This window comes from Nocardioides piscis, from assembly GCF_011300215.1.
GTDB classification, from domain to species: domain Bacteria; phylum Actinomycetota; class Actinomycetes; order Propionibacteriales; family Nocardioidaceae; genus Nocardioides; species Nocardioides piscis.
This window is the reverse complement of sequence record NZ_CP049866.1, coordinates 480,366-499,311: the sequence shown is the minus strand read 5'-3', so window position 1 is coordinate 499,311 and position 18,946 is coordinate 480,366. Positions and strand designations below refer to the sequence as shown.

Annotated in this window: 18 protein-coding genes; all 18 read left to right on the top strand. The window is 69.2% G+C overall.

Annotation, left to right across the window (positions count from 1 at the left end; genetic code table 11):
* Window positions 1–54 precede the first annotated feature (54 nt).
* The 18 genes from G7071_RS02575 to G7071_RS02495 all read left to right on the top strand — a co-directional run bounded on the left by G7071_RS02575 (window position 55) and on the right by G7071_RS02495 (window position 18,914).
* On the top strand, window positions 55–414 hold the full coding sequence (locus tag G7071_RS02575; protein ID WP_166314563.1) for an NADH-quinone oxidoreductase subunit A: 360 nt from the start codon (window positions 55–57) through the stop codon (window positions 412–414).
* Between the two features lie 11 nt (window positions 415–425).
* Window positions 426–980: a NuoB/complex I 20 kDa subunit family protein gene (locus tag G7071_RS02570; RefSeq protein ID WP_166314560.1), complete on the top strand. Its 555-nt coding sequence runs from the start codon at window positions 426–428 to the stop codon at window positions 978–980.
* Window positions 977–1,756, top strand: coding sequence for an NADH-quinone oxidoreductase subunit C (locus tag G7071_RS02565; protein WP_166314557.1), 780 nt, complete (start codon window positions 977–979; stop codon window positions 1,754–1,756). Before G7071_RS02570 ends, G7071_RS02565 begins: the two co-directional genes overlap by 4 nt.
* Window positions 1,756–3,105, top strand: coding sequence for an NADH-quinone oxidoreductase subunit D (locus G7071_RS02560; protein ID WP_166314554.1), 1,350 nt, complete (start codon window positions 1,756–1,758; stop codon window positions 3,103–3,105). Before G7071_RS02565 ends, G7071_RS02560 begins: the two co-directional genes overlap by 1 nt.
* Window positions 3,106–3,158: 53 nt before the next feature.
* On the top strand, window positions 3,159–4,004 hold the full coding sequence (gene nuoE / locus G7071_RS02555; protein WP_166314551.1) for an NADH-quinone oxidoreductase subunit NuoE: 846 nt from the start codon (window positions 3,159–3,161) through the stop codon (window positions 4,002–4,004).
* Window positions 4,005–4,057: 53 nt separating this feature from the next.
* Window positions 4,058–5,377, top strand: a complete 1,320-nt coding sequence (gene nuoF / locus G7071_RS02550) for an NADH-quinone oxidoreductase subunit NuoF (RefSeq protein WP_166314548.1) — start codon at window positions 4,058–4,060, stop codon at window positions 5,375–5,377.
* The gene (locus G7071_RS02545) at window positions 5,374–7,059 is read left to right on the top strand and encodes an NADH-quinone oxidoreductase subunit G (RefSeq protein WP_246210323.1); all 1,686 of its coding nucleotides are present in this window, start codon (window positions 5,374–5,376) and stop codon (window positions 7,057–7,059) included. The genes nuoF and G7071_RS02545 overlap by 4 nt, the downstream gene beginning before the upstream one ends.
* Before the next feature lie 23 nt (window positions 7,060–7,082).
* Window positions 7,083–7,790 carry a hypothetical protein gene (locus G7071_RS18940; RefSeq protein ID WP_246210322.1) on the top strand — a complete coding sequence of 236 codons (708 nt, stop codon included), beginning with the start codon at window positions 7,083–7,085 and terminating at the stop codon, window positions 7,788–7,790.
* The gene (nuoH, locus tag G7071_RS02540; RefSeq protein ID WP_166314545.1) at window positions 7,790–9,235 is read left to right on the top strand and encodes an NADH-quinone oxidoreductase subunit NuoH; all 1,446 of its coding nucleotides are present in this window, start codon (window positions 7,790–7,792) and stop codon (window positions 9,233–9,235) included. Before G7071_RS18940 ends, nuoH begins: the two co-directional genes overlap by 1 nt.
* Window positions 9,235–9,789, top strand: coding sequence for an NADH-quinone oxidoreductase subunit NuoI (gene nuoI / locus G7071_RS02535; protein ID WP_166314542.1), 555 nt, complete (start codon window positions 9,235–9,237; stop codon window positions 9,787–9,789). Before nuoH ends, nuoI begins: the two co-directional genes overlap by 1 nt.
* A 23-nt stretch (window positions 9,790–9,812) precedes the next feature.
* A complete protein-coding gene (locus G7071_RS02530) occupies window positions 9,813–10,598 on the top strand; it encodes an NADH-quinone oxidoreductase subunit J (protein ID WP_166320888.1) in 786 nt (261 codons plus the stop codon).
* Window positions 10,595–10,888 (top strand): NADH-quinone oxidoreductase subunit NuoK, encoded by a 294-nt coding sequence (nuoK, locus tag G7071_RS02525; RefSeq protein WP_166314539.1) that lies wholly within the window; start codon window positions 10,595–10,597, stop codon window positions 10,886–10,888. The genes G7071_RS02530 and nuoK overlap by 4 nt, the downstream gene beginning before the upstream one ends.
* Window positions 10,889–10,952: 64 nt before the next feature.
* Window positions 10,953–12,863: an NADH-quinone oxidoreductase subunit L gene (gene nuoL, locus G7071_RS02520; protein ID WP_246210606.1), complete on the top strand. Its 1,911-nt coding sequence runs from the start codon at window positions 10,953–10,955 to the stop codon at window positions 12,861–12,863.
* Complete coding sequence (locus G7071_RS02515) at window positions 12,860–14,476, top strand: NADH-quinone oxidoreductase subunit M (RefSeq protein WP_166314533.1); 1,617 nt, start codon at window positions 12,860–12,862, stop codon at window positions 14,474–14,476. Before nuoL ends, G7071_RS02515 begins: the two co-directional genes overlap by 4 nt.
* The gene (gene nuoN / locus G7071_RS02510) at window positions 14,473–16,065 is read left to right on the top strand and encodes an NADH-quinone oxidoreductase subunit NuoN (RefSeq protein ID WP_166314530.1); all 1,593 of its coding nucleotides are present in this window, start codon (window positions 14,473–14,475) and stop codon (window positions 16,063–16,065) included. The genes G7071_RS02515 and nuoN overlap by 4 nt, the downstream gene beginning before the upstream one ends.
* Window positions 16,062–17,069, top strand: a complete 1,008-nt coding sequence (locus G7071_RS02505) for a polyprenyl synthetase family protein (RefSeq protein ID WP_425489409.1) — start codon at window positions 16,062–16,064, stop codon at window positions 17,067–17,069. The genes nuoN and G7071_RS02505 overlap by 4 nt, the downstream gene beginning before the upstream one ends.
* A gap of 154 nt (window positions 17,070–17,223) precedes the next feature.
* The gene (locus G7071_RS02500) at window positions 17,224–17,598 is read left to right on the top strand and encodes a YciI family protein (RefSeq protein ID WP_166314527.1); all 375 of its coding nucleotides are present in this window, start codon (window positions 17,224–17,226) and stop codon (window positions 17,596–17,598) included.
* 23 nt (window positions 17,599–17,621) lie between these two features.
* Window positions 17,622–18,914, top strand: a complete 1,293-nt coding sequence (locus tag G7071_RS02495) for an RNA polymerase sigma factor (protein WP_166314523.1) — start codon at window positions 17,622–17,624, stop codon at window positions 18,912–18,914.
* The last annotated feature ends 32 nt before the right edge of the window (window positions 18,915–18,946 follow it).

Here is an 18,946-nt window from a genome sequence, read left to right as displayed (position 1 = left end):
GAACTAGTTCACAAAGTCACGTGGCTGCGGTGAGGCGAGAGGAAGGAACGCAGGATGGAGCTCTACACGCCGGTGCTGGCGTTGGCCCTCCTGGCGGCCCTGTTCGCGGTTGGCTCCGTGATCATGAGCGCCGCCGTTGGCCCCAAGCGCTACAACCGGGCACGGCTCGACTCCTACGAGTGCGGCATCGACCCGACGCCGCAGCCCGTCGGTGGCGGCCGGTTCCCGGTGAAGTACTACATCACCGCGATGCTCTTCATCGTCTTCGACATCGAGATCATCTTCCTCTATCCGTGGGCCGTGCACTTCGACGCGATGAAGCTGTTCGGGCTCGTCGAGATGGTCATCTTCATCGCCACCCTCTTCGTCGCCTACGCATACGTCTGGCGCCGCGGCGGCCTCGAATGGGACTGAGGAACTAAGTCATGGGTATTGAAGAGAAGCTTCCGAGCGGCGTCCTGCTGACCACGGTCGAGGGCGTCGCCGGCTACATGCGCAAGGCGTCGTTCTGGCCGGCCACCTTCGGCCTGGCCTGCTGCGCCATCGAGATGATGACCACCGGCGGCCCGAAGTACGACCTCGCTCGTTTCGGGATGGAGGTCTTCCGCGCCAGCCCGCGGCAGGCCGACCTGATGATCGTCGCGGGCCGGGTCAGCAACAAGATGGCCCCGGTCCTGCGCCAGATCTATGACCAGATGGCCGAGCCCAAGTGGGTGCTCGCCATGGGCGTGTGTGCCAGCAGCGGCGGGATGTTCAACAACTACGCCATCGTCCAGGGCGTCGACCACATCGTCCCGGTCGACATCTACCTCCCCGGCTGCCCGCCGCGTCCGGAGATGCTGATCGACGCGATCCTCAAGCTGCACGACCAGGTCCAGAACACCAAGCTCGGCAGCAACCGCCTGGCGGAGATCGAGGAGCGCGAGAGCAACGCGCTCCGGGCGCTGCCGACCTCGCACATGAAGGGACTGCTCCGATGAGTCCGACCGGACAGGACAAGGGGCGTCCGAACGAGGGTGGAGCGGACGCGGTGCCGACCGACGCCCCCCACACCCACACCCAGGACCCGTCACACGACCTGGTCGCCGGTGACCAGCAGATCCAGCGCGCAGTCGGCAACCGTCGAGGCATGTTCGGCGCCAAGGGAACGGGCGACACCTCGGGCTACGGCGGACTGGTCACGCCGATCGTCTATCCCGGCGGCGCGCAGCGTCCCTACGGCGGCTGGTTCGACGAGGTCGCGGACGCCCTGGCCGAGCGCCTGCGGGCCACCGACCTCGAGTCGGCGGTCGAGAGCGTGGTGATCCATCGCGGCGAGATCACCTTCCACGTACGCCGAGAGGACCTCCCGTTCGTGGCCCAGATGCTCCGCGACGACGCGGCGCTCCGCTTCGAGTTCTGCTCCGGCGTGAGCGGGGTCCACTACCCCGAGGACGCCGGGCGCGAGCTGCACGCGGTCTACCACCTGCTCTCGATGACCCACAACCGCCGGATCCGGCTCGAGGTCACCTGCCCCGACGCCGACCCGCACATCCCCAGCCTCGTCAGCATCTATCCCACCGCCGACTGGCACGAGCGCGAGACGTGGGACATGTTCGGCATCCAGTTCGACGGCCACCCCGCCCTGACCCGCATCCTGATGCCGGACGACTGGCCGGGGCACCCGCAGCGCAAGGACTACCCCCTCGGCGGCATCCCCGTCGAATACAAGGGTGGCAGCATCCCGCCGCCCGACCAGCGGAGGTCATACAGCTGATGACGCAGGACACGACTAACCCCGACCCGTACGGCGCTGCGAGCGAGACCAGCCAGGGCAAGGTCTTCACCGTCACCGGCCAGGACTGGGACTCCATCACCCAAGGCCTCGGCGACTCCGCCGAGGAGCGGGTCGTGGTCAACATGGGCCCACAGCACCCCTCGACCCACGGCGTGCTGCGCCTCATCCTCGAGCTGGAGGGGGAGACGGTCACCGAGGCCCGCTGCGGCATCGGCTATCTCCACACCGGCATCGAGAAGAACATGGAATACCGCTCCTGGGTGCAGGGGGTGACGTTCTGCACGCGGATGGACTACCTCTCGCCGTTCTTCAACGAGGCGACGTACTCCCTCGGCGTGGAGCGCCTGCTCGACATCGAGGACGACATCCCGGAGAAGGCGCAGGTCATGCGCGTGCTCCTGATGGAGCTCAACCGCATCTCCTCCCACCTGGTCTGCATCGCCACCGGCGGCATGGAGATCGGCGCACTGACCGTGATGACGGTCGGGTTCCGCGAGCGCGAGCTGGTGCTCGACCTGTTCGAGCTGATCACCGGCCTGCGGATGAACCACGCCTTCATCCGTCCCGGCGGCGTCGCCCAGGACCTGCCCCCGGGTGCGCTCGACGAGATCCGCGACTTCGTCGCCCTGATGCGCAAGCGACTGCCCGAATACGCGGCGCTCTGCAACGCCAACCACATCTTCAAGGCCCGCCTGGAGGGCGTCGGTCACCTCGACATCGCCGGCTGCCTGGCCCTGGGCCTGAGCGGCCCGCCGCTGCGTGCCACCGGCTATGCCTGGGACCTGCGCAAGACCGAGCCCTACTGCGGCTACGAGGACTACGACTTCGACGTCCAGACCTGGGACACCGCCGACGCCTACGGTCGTTTCCGCGTTCGCCTCAACGAGATGGACGAGTCGCTGCGGATCATCGAGCAGGCCGCCGACCGGCTGGCCGGTCTCGAGGGCGCGCCGGTGATGGTCGCCGACAAGAAGATCGCGTGGCCCAGCCAGCTCTCCATCGGTGCCGACGGCATGGGCAACTCCCTCGACCACATCCGCCACATCATGGGTGAGTCCATGGAGGCCCTGATCCACCACTTCAAGCTGGTCACCGAGGGCTTCCGGGTGCCGGCAGGGCAGGCCTACGTCCCGATCGAGTCGCCGCGCGGCGAGCTCGGCGCGCACGTCGTCTCCGACGGCGGCACCCGCCCCTTCCGCGCCCACTTCCGCGACCCGTCCTTCACCAACCTCCAGGCCACCAGTGTGATGAGCGAGGGCGGCATGGTCGCCGACGTCATCGTCGCCATCGCCTCGATCGACCCCGTGATGGGAGGTGTCGACCGATGAGCCCGACAGAGCCGAGCGAGGCACGAGCGAGCGACCGAGGGATCGAATCCAACATGACGGACCCCAGCGACGTGCCCGCGGTCGACCCCGGCATGACCGTCAGCTCGGCCCCCTACGCCGCGCCGGCCCCGGACCGCTTCGTCGACAACGACGAGGCGATCACCGCCGAGACGTATGCCGAGCTGCGGGCCATCGCCGCGCGCTATCCCGAGGCCCGTTCGGGCCTGCTCCCGATGCTGCACCTCGTCCAGTCGGTCGAGGGCCGGGTCACCCCCGAGGGGATCGAGGCCTGTGCCTCCATCCTGGGCATCTCCGCCGCAGAGGTGAGCGGGGTGGCGACCTTCTACACGATGTACAAGCGCAAGCCGGTCGGCGACCACCTCGTCGGCGTGTGCACCAACACCCTGTGCGCCGTCATGGGCGGCGACCTGATCTTCGAGCGTCTCAAGCAGCACCTCGACGTCGGCAACGACGAGACCAGCGAGGACGGCAAGATCACCCTCGAGCACATCGAGTGCAACGCCGCCTGCGACTACGCGCCGGTGATGATGGTCAACTGGGAGTTCATGGACAACCAGACGCCCGACTCGGCCGTCGAGGTCGTCGACGACCTCCGCGCCGGCAAGGACGTGCACTCCACCCGCGGTCCTCGCCTGTGCACCTGGAGGGAGGCCGAGCGCGTGCTGGCCGGCTTCTCCGACGACCTCGCCGACGAGGGCCCGGCCGCCGGGCACGCCTCTCTGGTCGGCCTGGAGATCGCGCGCGAGAAGGGCTGGACGGCGCCCCCCGCCAAGGCCTCCGGTGCGACCGAGCGCCCCGAGAGCAAGGCGGAGGCCGTCGAGGAGGCCGACACCGCTCGCGCCGAGACCGAGACCGTCGTGGAGGAAGCCCGTGACTGAGTTTCGTGACGCTCGCTTCGCTCGCTCCTCAACCACCGACCAGGGGACACTTCGTGACTGACACCTTGACCCCCGTCCTGACCGACAACTGGGGCGACGAGCGGGCCTGGACGTTGGCGGCCTACGAGGCGCGCGGCGGGTACGACGCGATGAAGAAGGCGCTGGCGCCTGAATACGGCGGCCCGGACGCCCTTGTCCAGGCGGTCAAGGACTCCGGCCTGCGCGGTCGCGGCGGCGCCGGGTTCCCCACCGGCATGAAGTGGGGCTTCATCCCCCAGGACAACCCCAAGCCCAAGTACCTCGTCGTCAACGCCGACGAGTCCGAGCCGGGAACCTGCAAGGACATCCCGCTGATGATGGCCAGCCCGCACACGCTGCTCGAGGGCGTCATCATCAGCTCCTTCGCCATCCGGGCCAACCACGCGTTCATCTACGTCCGCGGTGAGGTGCTCCACGTCATCCGGCGGCTGCAGCGCGCCGTGCAGGAGGCCTATCTCGCCGGTCACCTCGGCAAGGACATCAACGGTTCCGGCTACGACCTCGACGTCGTCGTCCACGCCGGCGCCGGCGCCTACATCTGCGGCGAGGAGACGGCCCTGCTCGAGGGCCTGGAAGGCCGTCGTGGCCAGCCGCGCCTGCGCCCGCCGTTCCCCGCCGTCGCTGGTCTCTACGCCAGCCCGACGGTGATCAACAACGTCGAGTCGATCGCCTCGGTGCCGAGCATCGTGGCCAACGGCGCAGACTGGTTCGCCTCGATGGGCACCGAGAAGTCCAAGGGCTACGGCATCTTCAGCCTGTCCGGGCACGTCAACAAGCCGGGGCAGTACGAAGCGCCGCTCGGCATCACCCTGCGTGAGCTGATCGACCTCGCCGGCGGCGTCCGCAAGGGCCACCAGCTGAAGTTCTGGACCCCGGGCGGCTCGAGCACGCCGCTGCTGACGGCCGAGCACCTCGACGTGCCCCTCGACTTCGAGGGCGTCGGGGCCGCAGGCTCGATGCTCGGCACGCGCGCTCTCCAGATCTTCGACGAGACCACCTGCGTGGTGCGGGCGGTGCTGCGCTGGACCGAGTTCTACAAGCACGAGTCCTGTGGCAAGTGCACACCGTGTCGCGAGGGCACGTGGTGGCTGGCGCAGACCCTGGCCAGCCTCGAGAAGGGGCAGGGCAGCGAGTCGGACCTCGACCTGCTGCTCGACCAGTGCGACAACATCCTCGGTCGCTCCTTCTGCGCCCTCGGTGACGGAGCCACGAGCCCGATCTCCAGCTCGATCCAGTACTTCCGCGACGAATACCTCGCGCACCTCGAGCACGGCGGGTGCCCCTTCGACCCGACCGCCTCGACCACGTTCGCCAGTGAGGGAGCTTCCGCATGACGACCTCTCCCGAGAAGGTCGGCCAGTCCTCAGACCTGGTCACCGTGACCATCGACGGTGTCCAGGTCACCGTCCCCAAGGACACGCTGGTCATCCGGGCCGCCGAACAGGTCGGCGTGCAGATCCCACGCTTCTGCGACCACCCGCTGCTCGCGCCGGTCGGCGCCTGCCGCCAGTGCCTCGTCGAGGTCCCCGACGCCGGGAACGGCAAGCCGCTGCCGAAGCCGCAGGCCTCCTGCACGCTGCCGGTCACCGAGGGCATGGTCGTCGAGACCCAGGTGACGAGCAAGGTCGCGGACAAGGCTCAGCAGGGCCAGATGGAGTTCCTGCTCATCAACCACCCGCTCGACTGCCCGGTCTGCGACAAGGGCGGCGAGTGTCCTCTGCAGAACCAGGCGATGTCCAACGGCCGGGGCGAGACCCGCTTCGAGGGCGTCAAGCGGACCTTCCCCAAGCCGATCAACCTCTCGGCGCAGGTCCTCCTCGATCGCGAGCGCTGCATCGTGTGCCAGCGCTGCACCCGCTTCTCGGCCGAGATCGCCGGTGACCCGTTCATCGCGCTCGTGGAGCGCGGGGCCCAGCAGCAGATCGGCATCGCCGACGACGCCCCCTTCCTGTCCTACTTCTCCGGCAACACCATCCAGATCTGCCCGGTGGGTGCCTTGACCAGCGCCGACTACCGCTTCCGCTCGCGGCCGTTCGACCTGGTCTCCGCTGACGGGGTGGCTGAGCACGACTCGTGCGGCGCCGCGATCCGCGTCGACCACCGACGTGGCAAGGTGATGCGCCGCCTCGCCGGCAACGACCCCGAGGTCAACGAGGAGTGGATCAGCGACAAGGACCGCTTCGCCTTCCACTACGCCCGCCAGGCCGACCGCATCACGCACCCGATGGTCCGCGACCGTGCCGAGGACGGTGGCACCGGAGAGCTCCGGCCGGCCTCCTGGCCCGAGGCGTTCGCAGTCGCGGCCCGCGGGCTGCGCGCTGCCGGCGCCGCCGCCGTGCTCACCGGCGGGCGGGTCACCGCGGAGGACGCCTACGCCTACTCCAAGTTCGCCCGGGTGGCCCTCGGCACCAACGACATCGACTTCCGAGCGCGGCCGCACAGTGCCGAGGAGGCCGACTTCCTCGCCTCGTTCGTGGCGCTCAGCAACGAGGTCGACTATGCCGACCTCGAGACCGCCTCGGTGGTCGTCCTGGCCGGACTCGAGCCCGAGGACGAGGCCGCGACGATCTTCCTGCGGCTTCGCAAGGCGATCAAGGCGAAGACCCAGGTCGTGGCCGTCGCGCCCTTCCTCACGCGCGGCCTGGCCAAGCTGGACGCACGGGTCATCGCGACTGCTCCGGGCGCCGAGGCCGACGCGCTGAAGGCTCTCGCCGAGGACGGACTGACCGCCCTCGACACCGGCGGCGTCATCCTCGTGGGCGAGCGCCTCGCCACGAGCCACGGCGCGCTCACGGCGGCCCGCGACCTGGCCAAGGTCACCGGCGCCCGACTCGCCTGGGTGCCACGCAGGGCCGGCGACCGGGGTGCGGTCGAGGCCGGCTGCCTGCCCAACCTCCTTCCCGGTGGTCGCCCGGCCACCGACGCGCAGGCTCGCGTCGACGCGGCCGCCGCCTGGGGGCGCAGTCCCTGCCCGACGCCGCCGGCCGCGACGGCGACGCGATCGTCGCAGCGCTGACCAAGGGTGACCTCGCCGGACTGGTGATCGGCGGCGTCGATCCCGACGACACCAGCGACCCGGCCGCCACCCGTGCCGCGCTTGCGGCGGCGCGGTTCGTCGTCAGCCTCGAGCAGCGCATGACCGACGTGGCTGCCCAGGCCGACGTGGTGTTCCCCGTGGCGCCCGTCGCCGACAAGGCCGGGACGTTCCTCACCTGGGAGGGCCGCCCGCGTCCCTTCGAGGCCGTCTTCAGCAACCCCGCGTCCCTGCCCGACCTGCGGGTCCTGGCTGGGATCGCGCAGGAGCTGGGCACCCCGCTCGGCTTCCGCACGGTCCACGAGGTGCGCGCCGAGATGGAGTCGATGGGCGCCTGGGACGGCGACCGACCGGAGCCGACGCTCGGCAAGGAGCCGAAGGCTGCTCGCGCCAAGGCCGGCGCGTTCGCGCTGTCGACGTGGAAGCAGCTGCTCGACCTCGGGTCGATGCAGGACGGCGAGCCGCACCTCGCGGCCACGGCACGCCCTGCCGTCGCGAAGATCAACCAGGCGGCATACGACTCGCTGTTCGGGATGCACGCCGGTGCCCCGCTGGTCTCCCTGACCGGTGACCGGGGCTCGGTCACCCTCCCCGTCGAGGTCGCCGACCTGCCGGACGGCGTGGTGTGGGTCCCGGCCAACTCCTTCGGTCGGGGTGTGCTGGCCGACGTGTCGTCACCTCGCGGCCACGTCTCGCTGAAGGGTGTGAACTGATGACGAGCCAGCTGACGACCCTCGCCACCGCGGTGGCGGCAGAGGACGGGAGGCTCTCCGTCTTCGGCCAGGACCCCTGGTGGCTGATCCTGATCAAGGCCGTCGTGATCTTCATCGTCCTGGTGCTGCTGACGCTGTTCAACATCTGGCTCGAGCGCCGGGTCGTGGCACGCATGCAGCACCGCATCGGCCCCAACGTGAACGGACCCTTCGGGCTCCTCCAGTCACTGGCCGACGGCGTGAAGCTGGCGCTGAAGGAGGACCTCATCCCCAAGGCCGCCGACAAGGTGGTCTTCCTGATCGCCCCGGTGCTGGCGGTCGTGCCTGCCTTCGTGACCTTCGCGGTGATCCCCTTCGGACCAGAGGTGGGTCTGCCGTTCACCGACCGCACGACCCCGCTCCAGCTCACCGACATGCCGGTGGCCGTGCTCTTCGTGATGGCGATCGCCTCGATCGGCATCTACGGCATCGTCCTGGGCGGCTGGTCCAGCGGCTCGACCTACAGCCTGCTCGGCGGACTGCGCTCGAGCGCCCAGATGATCTCCTACGAGGTCGCCATGGGCCTGGCCCTGGTCGCGGTCTTCCTCTATGCCGGCTCCATGTCCACCTCGGAGATCGTGGCGGCGCAGAACCCCGGCCAGGACTACTGGTTCAACGTCGTCCCGGTCCCCACCTGGTATGCCGTGATCCTGTTCCCGTCGTTCCTCGTCTACGTGATCGCCATGGTGGGCGAGACCAACCGTGCGCCCTTCGACCTTCCCGAGGCAGAGGGTGAGCTCGTCGGTGGCTTCCACACCGAATACTCCAGCCTCAAGTTCGCCCTGTTCTTCCTGGCCGAATACATCAACATGGCGACCGTCTCCGCTCTCGCGACGACGCTCTTCCTCGGCGGTTGGCACGCCCCCTGGCCGATCAGCTTCTTCTGGGAGGGCGCCGACTCCGGCTACTGGCCGGTGCTGTGGTTCTTCGCCAAGATGTTCGTCTTCATCTTCTTCTTCATCTGGCTCCGCGGCTCGCTGCCGCGTCTGCGCTACGACCAGTTCATGGCGTTCGGCTGGAAGTGGCTGATCCCGGGCTCGCTGGTGTGGATCGTGCTGGTCGCGAGCATCCGTCTCGTCACCCTGGAGGGCGGCGTGGACAGGACCTACATGTATGCCGCCGCAGGGATCATGCTGGCGCTGGTCGTGCTCCTGTTCTTCATCGGCGACGGCGAAGGCGCCAGCGACACCGACCGGGGTCTCGCAACGACCGACGGCGAGCACGACCTGGCCGGTGACGGGGTGGCCGCCGACGACTTCGCCGGTGGCTTCCCGACGCCGCCGATGCCCACCGGGGGCGCCGTGCGAGGTGCGGCCGCACCGTTGACGTTTGCCGACCGCACCAGTCGCACGGTGGCCGGCAGTGCCGCCGACTCCACCACCACGCGCTCGGACGAGGAGAAGTGATGGCTGAATCAGAGAACCGCAAGGAGCGCTTCTGGGATCCGGTCGCCGGGTTCGGGGTCACGTTCCGCACCATGTTCAAGAAGGTGGTGACCGAGCAGTACCCCTTCGAGAAGACGCCGACGGCTCCGCGCTTCCACGGCCGCCACCAGCTCAACCGCTGGCCCGACGGCCTCGAGAAGTGCATCGGCTGCGAGCTGTGCGCCTGGGCCTGTCCTGCCGACGCGATTTATGTCGAGGGCGGCAACAACACCGAGGACGAGCGGTTCAGCCCCGGTGAGCGCTTCGGCCGCGTCTACCAGATCAACTACCTGCGCTGCATCCTCTGCGGCCTGTGCATCGAGGCCTGCCCGACGCGCGCGCTGACGATGACCAACGAGTACGAGCTGGCCGACACCACCCGGGCCGACCTGATCTATGAGAAGTCCGACCTGCTGGCGCCGCTCCTGCCCGGCATGGAGCAGCCTCCGCACCCGATGCGGCTGGGTGCGGACGAGGGCGACTACTACCGCGGCGCCTACTCCGCGCCGGCCCCGTCCGAGAGGGGCCCGAAGTGACCTTCTGGATCCTGGCCCCCCTGATGGTCGCCGCTGCGCTCGGCATCTTGTTCGTGCGCAAGGCCGTCCACGCGGCGCTGCTGCTGGCAGTCGTCATGATCAGTCTCGCGGTGCTCTACGCCGTCCTCGAGGCGCCGTTCCTGTTCGCGGTCCAGATCATCGTCTACACCGGCGCCATCTTGATGCTGTTCCTGTTCGTGCTGATGCTCGTCGGCGTCGACTCCTCCGACTCTGTGGTGGAGACCATCCGCGGCCAGCGGGTGCTCGCGGTGCTGCTGGGCCTGTTGTTCGGTGCGGTGCTGGTGGTCGGCTTCGCCCAGATCTCGCTGGGCACTGCGGTCGGGCTCGAGGAGGCCAACACGGGTGGCAACGTCGAGCAGCTGGCCAACATCCTGTTCTCCCGCTACGTCTTCGCCTTCGAGGCGACCAGCGCCCTGCTGATCACCGCGGCGATGGGCGCGATGGTGCTCGCACACCGCGAGCGGCTCACCCCCAAGCCGACGCAGGCCTCCATGGCAGCCCAGCGGATGCGTGACTTCGCCGAGAGTGGCAAGCACCTCGGCCCGCTGCCCGCGCCGGGTGTCTATGCCCGCCACAACGCGGTCGACACCCCTGCCCTGCTGCCCGACGGCAGCCCGTCGGAGGCCTCGATCAACCGGGTGCTGGCTGCGCGCGGCACCGTGCGCTCCGCGCCGGCGCTCGCCGACGACATCGACGTCGTGCAGCGCCAGCTCGGGATCGACGCAGGCAAGCGGCCCGAGACCTCCGGCAAGTCCGGTGCCGCCGCTTCCGAGGAGGACCAGAAGTGACGCAGTACGTCGTCTTGTCAGCGATCCTCTTCACGATCGGCTGCGTCGGGGTCCTCACCCGCCGCAACGCCATCGTGGTCTTCATGTGCATCGAGCTGATGCTCAACGCCTGCAACCTCGCGCTCGTCGCGTTCGCCAAGCAGCACGGCAACCTCGACGGCCAGATCGCCGCCTTCTTCGTGATGGTGGTCGCTGCTGCCGAGGTCGTCATCGGGTTGGCCATCATCATGACCATCTTCCGGACCCGACGGTCCGCCTCCGTCGACGACGCCAGTCTGCTGAAGTACTGAGGGGCCTGACGTGACTCTGCAAGCAATAGTGCGCGCCTCGAGCGAGGGCGCCGCCGAGATCCCTGTGATCCACCCCGGTGCGGCCGAGGGGGTCTTCTCCTGGCTGTGGCTGATCATCGCGCTGCCGCTGGCGGGTGCCGTGGTCCTGCTGCTGGGAGGTGCCCTGGCCAAGGGCGCCCTCGACCGGCTCGGCCACTGGATCGGTGTCGCCACGGCTGTCGGATCCTTCGTGCTGAGCGTGATCTTGTTCGTGGCCCTGCTCGGACGCGGCGAGGAGGAGCGGCAGATCGGCCAGCACCTCTTCACGTGGTTCGAGGTCGGTGACCTCAGCGTCGGGATGGACCTGCTCTACGACCCGCTCTCCGCGCTCTTCCTGCTGCTCATCACCGGCGTCGGCTCGCTGATCCACGTCTACTCGGTGGGCTACATGGAGCACGACGCCCGGCGCCGGCGGTTCTTCGGCTATCTCAACCTCTTCGTCGCCGCGATGCTGGTGCTCGTCCTCGGCGCCAACTACCTCGTGGTGTTCCTCGGCTGGGAGGGCGTCGGTCTGGCGTCCTACCTGCTGATCGGGTTCTGGCAGCACAAGCACTCGGCAGCGGCCGCGGCCAAGAAGGCGTTCGTCATCAACCGGGTCGGTGACATCGGCCTCTCCCTGGCGATCGCGCTGATGTTCACCACCTTCCACACCACCGACTTCGCGGCGATCAGCGAGCAGGCCTCGGGCGCCTCGCAGTCGACGCTCAACGCGCTCGGCCTGCTGCTGCTCCTCGGTGCGTGCGGCAAGTCCGCGCAGGTGCCGCTGCAGGCCTGGCTCCTCGACGCCATGGAGGGCCCGACCCCCGTCTCGGCCCTGATCCACGCCGCGACCATGGTCACCGCGGGCGTCTACCTCGTGGTCCGTTCCAACTTCATCTATGAGCTCACCCCGGTCGCGCAGACCGTGGTGGTCATCGTCGCCACCGTCACGTTGCTGTGGGGTGCTGTCCTCGGTTGCGCCAAGGACGACATCAAGAAGGCGCTGGCCGGCTCGACGATGAGCCAGATCGGCTACATGATGCTCGCGGCGGGCCTCGGGACGGCGGGCTACGCCTTCGCGATCTTCCACCTGCTCACGCACGGCTTCTTCAAGGCCAACATGTTCCTCGGCGCCGGCTCGGTCATGCACGGCATGGACGACGACGTCGACATGCGCCACTACGGCGGCCTGCGCACCTACATGCCCGTCACGTTCCTGACGTTCGCGATGGGCTCCCTCGCGATCATCGGCTTCCCGGGCTTCTCCGGCTTCTGGTCCAAGGACAAGATCATCGAGACGGCCCTGGCCGAGAACCTCGTGGTCGGGCTGTGCGCCCTGCTGGGCGCGGGCATCACCGGCTTCTACATGACCCGGCTGATGCTGATGACCTTCTTCGGCCAGAAGCGCTGGGCCAAGGACGTCCACCCGCACGAGTCACCCAGCGTGATGACCATCCCGCTGGTCGTGCTGGCCGCCTTGTCGGTGCTCGGTGGCGTGCTGCTGCTGGGCGACTGGATCGTGGAGTTCCTCGCGCCGGTCACCGGGGTGGCCGAGCACCACGAGCCGCCGCTGCCGGCGATCGTGATCACGATGATCATCGTCGCGGTCGTGGCCCTGGGTGTCGCCGCCGCGTGGTTCCTGGTCGGCAGGCGCGAGATCCCCCGCGAAGCGCCTCGCGAGGTCTCCTTCGCGACGCGCGCGGCTCGCGCCGACCTGTATGGCGACGCCATCAACGAGGGCCTGGTGGTGCAGCCCGGACGACGGCTCACCACGGGACTGGCCACCTTCGACCGGTCCGGCGTCGACGGTGTCGTCGAGGGCGGCTCCGCGGGCGTCGGTGCGATGTCCGGCGTCCTGCGCCGGGTGCAGAACGGTTTCGTCCGCTCCTATGCCCTTTCCCTGCTCGGCGGCGCGCTCCTCGTCGTCCTGGCCCTGCTGGCGGTGAATCTCACGTGAACGACCTCCCTGTCCTCTCCGTACTGATCGCGATCCCCCTTGTCGGCGCGATCCTGACGGCCTTCCTGCCCGCAGGGATGGCCCGGCTGGTGGGCCTCGGCTTCGCGGGTGCCGCGTTGCTCTGGGCCGCGGCGGCGGCGCTGTCGTCATACACCCTCGACGGGGGCATGCAGCTCACCGAGACGCACGCCTGGATCGAGGCGCTCGGAGTCCACTACGCCCTGGGCCTCGACGGTCTCGGCCTGCTGATGGTGCTGCTGACGACCGTCCTGGTGCCGATCGTGCTGGTGGCGTCGTGGCACGAGGCCGACGAGGCTGGCAACGGCGGCAGCCGCAGCTTCGTGGCTTGGGTCCTCGCGCTCGAGGCGATGTCGCTCGCGGTCTTCACCGCCACCGACGTGTTCTTGTTCTACGTCGTCTTCGAGGCGACGCTGATCCCCGCCTACTTCCTGATCGGCGGCTTCGGCCGCTCGGGGCGCGGCCGCGCGGCGACCAAGTTCCTGATCTACCAGCTGGCCGGCGGGCTCGTCATGCTCGCCTCGGTCATCGGCCTCTATGTCGTCTCGGCCAACCAGGGCAACCCGTCGTTCCTGCTCTCCGACCTGGCTGCGCTCGACATCGACCCGGTCACCCAGCGCTGGTTGTTCCTCGGCTTCTTCATCGCCTTCGCGATCAAGGCACCGATGTTCCCGGTGCACACCTGGCTGGCCGACACCACCGAGAAGGCGACCACCGGCACGTCCGTGCTCCTGGTCTGCGTGCTCGACAAGATCGGCACGTTCGGCATGCTGCGCTTCTGCCTCGGGCTCCTGCCCGACGCCTCCCAGTGGGCCACGCCGTTCGTCGTGGTGCTCGCGCTGATCTCGATCGTCTACGGCGCCCTGGTGGCCATCGGCCAGGACGACATCCTGCGCCTGATCGGACTCACGTCGCTGTCCCACTTCGGGTTCATCGTGCTCGGGATCTTCGTCTTCTCCAGCCAGGGGATCGCTGGGTCGATCCTCTACATGGTCAACCACGGCATCGGCACGGCCGCGCTGTTCCTCGTCGCCGGCTATCTCGTCCGCCGTCGGGGCACCGCCTCCATCCGTGCCATGGCGGGCGGTGCCGAGACCGTGGCACCGGTGCTGGCCGGCACGCTGCTGATCGCCGGACTGGCCGCAGCGGGACTGCCCGGGCTCTCCCCGTTCGTGTCCGAGATGCTCGTGATCATCGCCGCCTTCGACCACGCGTGGTGGGCCGGGGCCGTCGCCGTCACTGCGATCGTGCTGGCCGCGATCTATGTGCTGTGGCTCTACCAGCGCACGATGACCGGTCCGAAGGTCGACGTGGCCGGGCCCGCGACCGGCGTCCCGTCCGGCGCGACGGCTGTTCCGTCCGGCCCGACGGCTGTCTCGTCCGGCGCGACCCCGGTCGCGATGCGTGACCTCGACGCCCGAGAGATCGGGACGCTCGCGCCGCTGCTGCTCGCGCTCGTCCTGTTCGGGCTGGCACCGATGCCGCTGCTCGACGTCATCAATCCACACGTCACCGACGTCATGAGCGACGTCGGTGTCACTGACGCCCCGCCGACCGTCACGGGTTCGGTCAGCTCGCAGGGAGGCCACCCATGACCGAGTTCGTGAAGCCAGTCGTCGACTACTTCGAGCTCGCGCCGCTCCTCGTCGTCTTCGGCGTCGCCTGCGTCGGGGTCATGATCGAGGCCTTCGCGCCTCGCGCCGTCCGCTACCTCGCGCAGGTCGTGCTCTCCCTCGTCGGCCTCGTCGCTGCACTGGTGTTCGTGGTGCTGATCGCCCAGGACGCGCCCGTCCACGGCAAGGGTGCGGCCCGCGGGATCCTCGCCCTCGGCGGCACCATCGCGGTCGACGGACCCACCCTGTTCCTGTGGGGGCTCGTGCTGCTCCTGGCGATCGCCGGCCTCCTGCTCTTCGCCGAGCGACACCTCGACGGCGGGGTCTCGGCATTCGCCGCCCAGGCCGCGGCGCTGCCGGGCAGCGACGCCGAGCGCGAGGCCTCCAAGCAGGGGCTGGACCACACCGAGGTCTACCCGCTGATGATGTTCGCGGTCTTCGGGATGCTCCTCTTCCCGGCCGCCAACGACCTGCTGACGATGTTCGTCGGCCTCGAGGTGCTGTCCCTCCCTCTCTACCTCCTCTCGGGCCTCGCCCGTCGCCGTCGCCTCCTGAGCCAGGAGGCGGCCCTGAAGTACTTCCTCCTCGGCGCCTTCTCCTCGGGCTTCTTCCTGTACGGCGTCGCGCTGGTCTACGGCTACGCCGGCTCGATGGACTTCGTGGCCATCGGCGAAGCCGTCCGCAACGACGCTGCCAACCGCAGCCTGCTGCTGGTCGGGATGGGCCTGCTCACGGTGGGGCTGCTGTTCAAGGTCGGAGCGGTTCCGTTCCATGCCTGGACCCCGGACGTCTACCAAGGCGCACCGACCCCGGTCACGGCGTTCATGGCGGCCGGCACCAAGGTCGCCGCGTTCGGCGCGATCCTGCGCCTGTTCTATGTCGCATTCGGCTCCGACCGCTGGTCCTGGCAGCCGATGATGTGGGTCGTCGCGATCCTGACCATGGTGGTGGGGGCGGTCCTGGCCGTCACCCAGACCGACGTCAAGCGACTCCTCGCCTATTCGTCGGTGGCCCACACCGGGTTCATCCTGACCGGCGTGCTGGGTGTCCAGGCCACCAGCGACCTCGCGGCGGGTGAGATCAGTGCGCTGCAGGCGGTGCTGTTCTACCTCGCGACCTACGGCTTCGCCACGCTGGGCGCCTTCGCGGTCGTGGGGCTGGTCCGCGACGCCGGCGGCGAGGTGACCTCGCTCGACCGCTGGGCCGGGCTCGGGAAGGAGTCCCCGATCGTGGCTGGTGTCTTCGCGTTCTTCCTGCTCGCGATGGCCGGCATCCCGCTGACCTCTGGCTTCGTCGGCAAGCTGGCGGTCTTCTCGGTGGCCCTGGCCGCCGGGGCCTGGCCGGTGGTCGTCGTGGCTGTCCTGGCCAGCGCCATCGCGGCCTACCTCTACATCAAGGTGATCCGCACGATGTACTTCGACGACCCGATCGGCGACGGGCCGACTGTCGTCTATCCGTCCGTGCTCACGGCGACGACCATCGCCGTCGGCGCGGCTGCCACGCTGGTCCTCGGGGTGATCCCGGGGCCGCTGCTGGATCTGGCCGGTCTTGCGGGACAATTCGTCAGGTGACCACCTCGTCCCAGCCAGCGCTGGCGCTCCCAGTCGTCGACGAGCAGCTGGCGCGTCGCCTCTCCGAGCGTCTCGAGCGGGTCGAGGAGATGCTCGAGCGCTACTGCCACAGCCGCACCGACTACGTCTCCAGGGCCGCCGCTCACCTGATGGCGGCCGGCGGCAAGAGGTTCCGGCCCCTGCTGGTGCTGCTGGCGGCCGAGACGGGTCCCGATCCCGACGCGGACGAGGTGCTGACGGCCGCGTGCGTCGTCGAGCTCACCCACGTCGCCTCGCTCTACCACGATGACGTGATGGACGAGGCCGACCTGCGTCGCGGCGCCGACACGGCCAACGCTCGCTGGGACAACCACGTCGCCATCCTCACCGGCGACTTCCTCTTCGGCCGATCCTCCGAGCTCACCGCCGACCTCGGTCCGGAGGCCGTGCGGATCCAGGCACTCACCTTCCAGCGGCTGGTCGAGGGCCAGATCCTGGAGACGGTGGAGCCCGCTGCAGGAGAGGACCCGCTGGCCCACTACCTCGAGGTCGTGGCCGGCAAGACCGGTTCGTTGATCGCCACCTCCGCCGAGTACGGCGCGATGTTCGGTGGGGCGACAGCCGAGGTGCGAGCGGCGCTCAAGCAGTATGGCGAGATCGTCGGCTCGGCCTTCCAGCTCTCCGACGACATCCTCGACATCGCCTCGGAGTCGTCGACCTCCGGCAAGACCCCCGGCACCGACCTGCGTGAGGGGGTGCCGACGCTGCCGGTCCTCATGGCTCGCGCGTCGACCGATCCAGGTGACGCCCGCCTGCTGGAGCTGCTCGACGGCGACCTCACTGACGACGACCTGCACGCCGAGGCGCTCGAGCTGCTGCGCAAGCACTCCGCGATGGACGAGGCGCGCTCCTACGTGCTGGCGCAGTCCGACGCGGCGAAGGCCCTGCTGGCGGTCCTGCAACCAGGCTCGGTGCGTGCCGCGCTCGAAGCCTTCGCCGACATCGTGGCCACCCGCTCTGCCTGAGCGCGCCCCTGCGCTTCACCAGGGCCGAGCGGTGTTGAGCCGACGCCCTGGCCTGCTGTCGGAAAAGAATTCTCACCGGCGATGTCGAGAACCGCAGCAGCCGTTCGACATACGTGGGAGAAGCAGCAACCGACAACCAGCAGGAGTGATCGAGATGCCACGTTTCATGGGATTCGTCAGGATGGAAGAGGGCATCGGCATGCCTCCCCAGGCCCTGATGGACGCGATGGGCGACTACATCGGCGAACGAGCCGGCAACGGCACCTTCATCGACGGCGGTGGCCTCTACGGGACCGAGGACGCGGTGAACTTCGTGGTCCGCCAGGGCGAGGTCAGCCGCGTCGACGGCCCCTACGCCGAGGCCAAGGAGATCGTCGGCGGATGGTCCCTGTTGCAGTACGACAGCCTCGAGGCGGCTGTGGCCGACCAGCAGGAGTTCGCCGAGCTGCACGCGAAGCACTGGCCGGAGGTCACCGTGGTCGCGACGCTGCGGCAGATCTCCGACGGCCCTGAGGCACCCGACGCCTGAGCAGGACTCACTACGCTGGCACCGTGCCGGCACACACCAGGACGGACGACCCGATCGAAGCCGTCCATGCCGCGTGGCGGGCCGACTCGGCCCGCCTCGTCGGCGCCCTCACCCGGATGACCCGCGACGTCGAGCTCGCCGCCGACCTGGCGCAGGACGCCCTCGTGGCCGCGCTCGAGCAGTGGCCCACGACCGGTGTCCCGGACAACCCGACCGCATGGTTGATGACGACCGCCAAGCGGCGCGGCATCGACCACTTCCGCCGCGCCGACAACCTGCGCCGGAAGGTCGCGGAGGTCGAGGGCGCCAGCCGTGGAGGGGAGGACGAGGTGCCCGACTTCGTCGGCGCGATCGACCACATCGAGGATGACGTCCTTCGGCTCATCTTCTTGTCCTGCCATCCCTCCCTGACCGCCGAGTCGCGCGCGGCGCTGACGCTGCGGCTGGTGGGAGGGCTGACCACGGCCGAGATCGCGCGCGGGTTCCTGACCACCGAGTCGACCATGGGTCAGCGCATCTCGAGAGCCAAGAAGACCCTGGCCGAGGTGCGCGCCGAGCTCGACCTGCCGACGGGGGAGGAACGGACCAGGCGCCTCGACGACGTGATGGCCGTGATCTACCTGATCTTCAACGAGGGCTACACCGCAACCGCCGGCGAGAGCTGGACACGTCCCGAGCTCACGGGCGAGGCGACGAGGCTGGCACGGATGCTGGCCGCGCTTGCGCCCGACGAACCCGAGGTGCTGGGGCTCCAGGCGCTGCTGGAGCTGCAGGGCTCGCGGATGAGGGCACGCCTCGACGGGCGCGGCGGCGCGGTCCTGCTGGAGCAGCAGGACCGGAACCGGTGGGACCAGCTGATGATCCGGCGAGGGCTGGCGGCCCTGCGGCGAGCCGAGGTGCTTGCCGCCCGCGGGAAGCCGGTCGGCAAGTACTTCCTCCAGGCCGCGATCGCCGAGCAGCACGCCAGGGCGGAGCAGGCCGAGGACACCGACTGGCATCGAATCGCGGCCTTGTACGACGTCTTGTCAGGTGCTGCGCCCGGACCCGTGGTCGAGGTCAACCGGGCGGTCGCCCACGGGCGGGCGTCCGGTCCTGATGCGGGCCTTGCCGTGCTCGAGGCACTGGACCCCGCGGCGCTGGGCGACTCCCCTCTTGTTGCGAGTGTGCGCGGCGACCTGCTCGAGCGCGCCGGGTTGCACGCGCAGGCGGCCGAGGCGTTCGCCGATGCGGCCGCCCGCACCCGCAACGAGGGCGAGAGAGCTGTGCTTCAGCGGCGGGCGGCGGAGAACGAGGCGCGGGGTCCGAGGCAGGAGTGAGTCCGAAGGGCCCCGACTTGCACCGGAAGGGG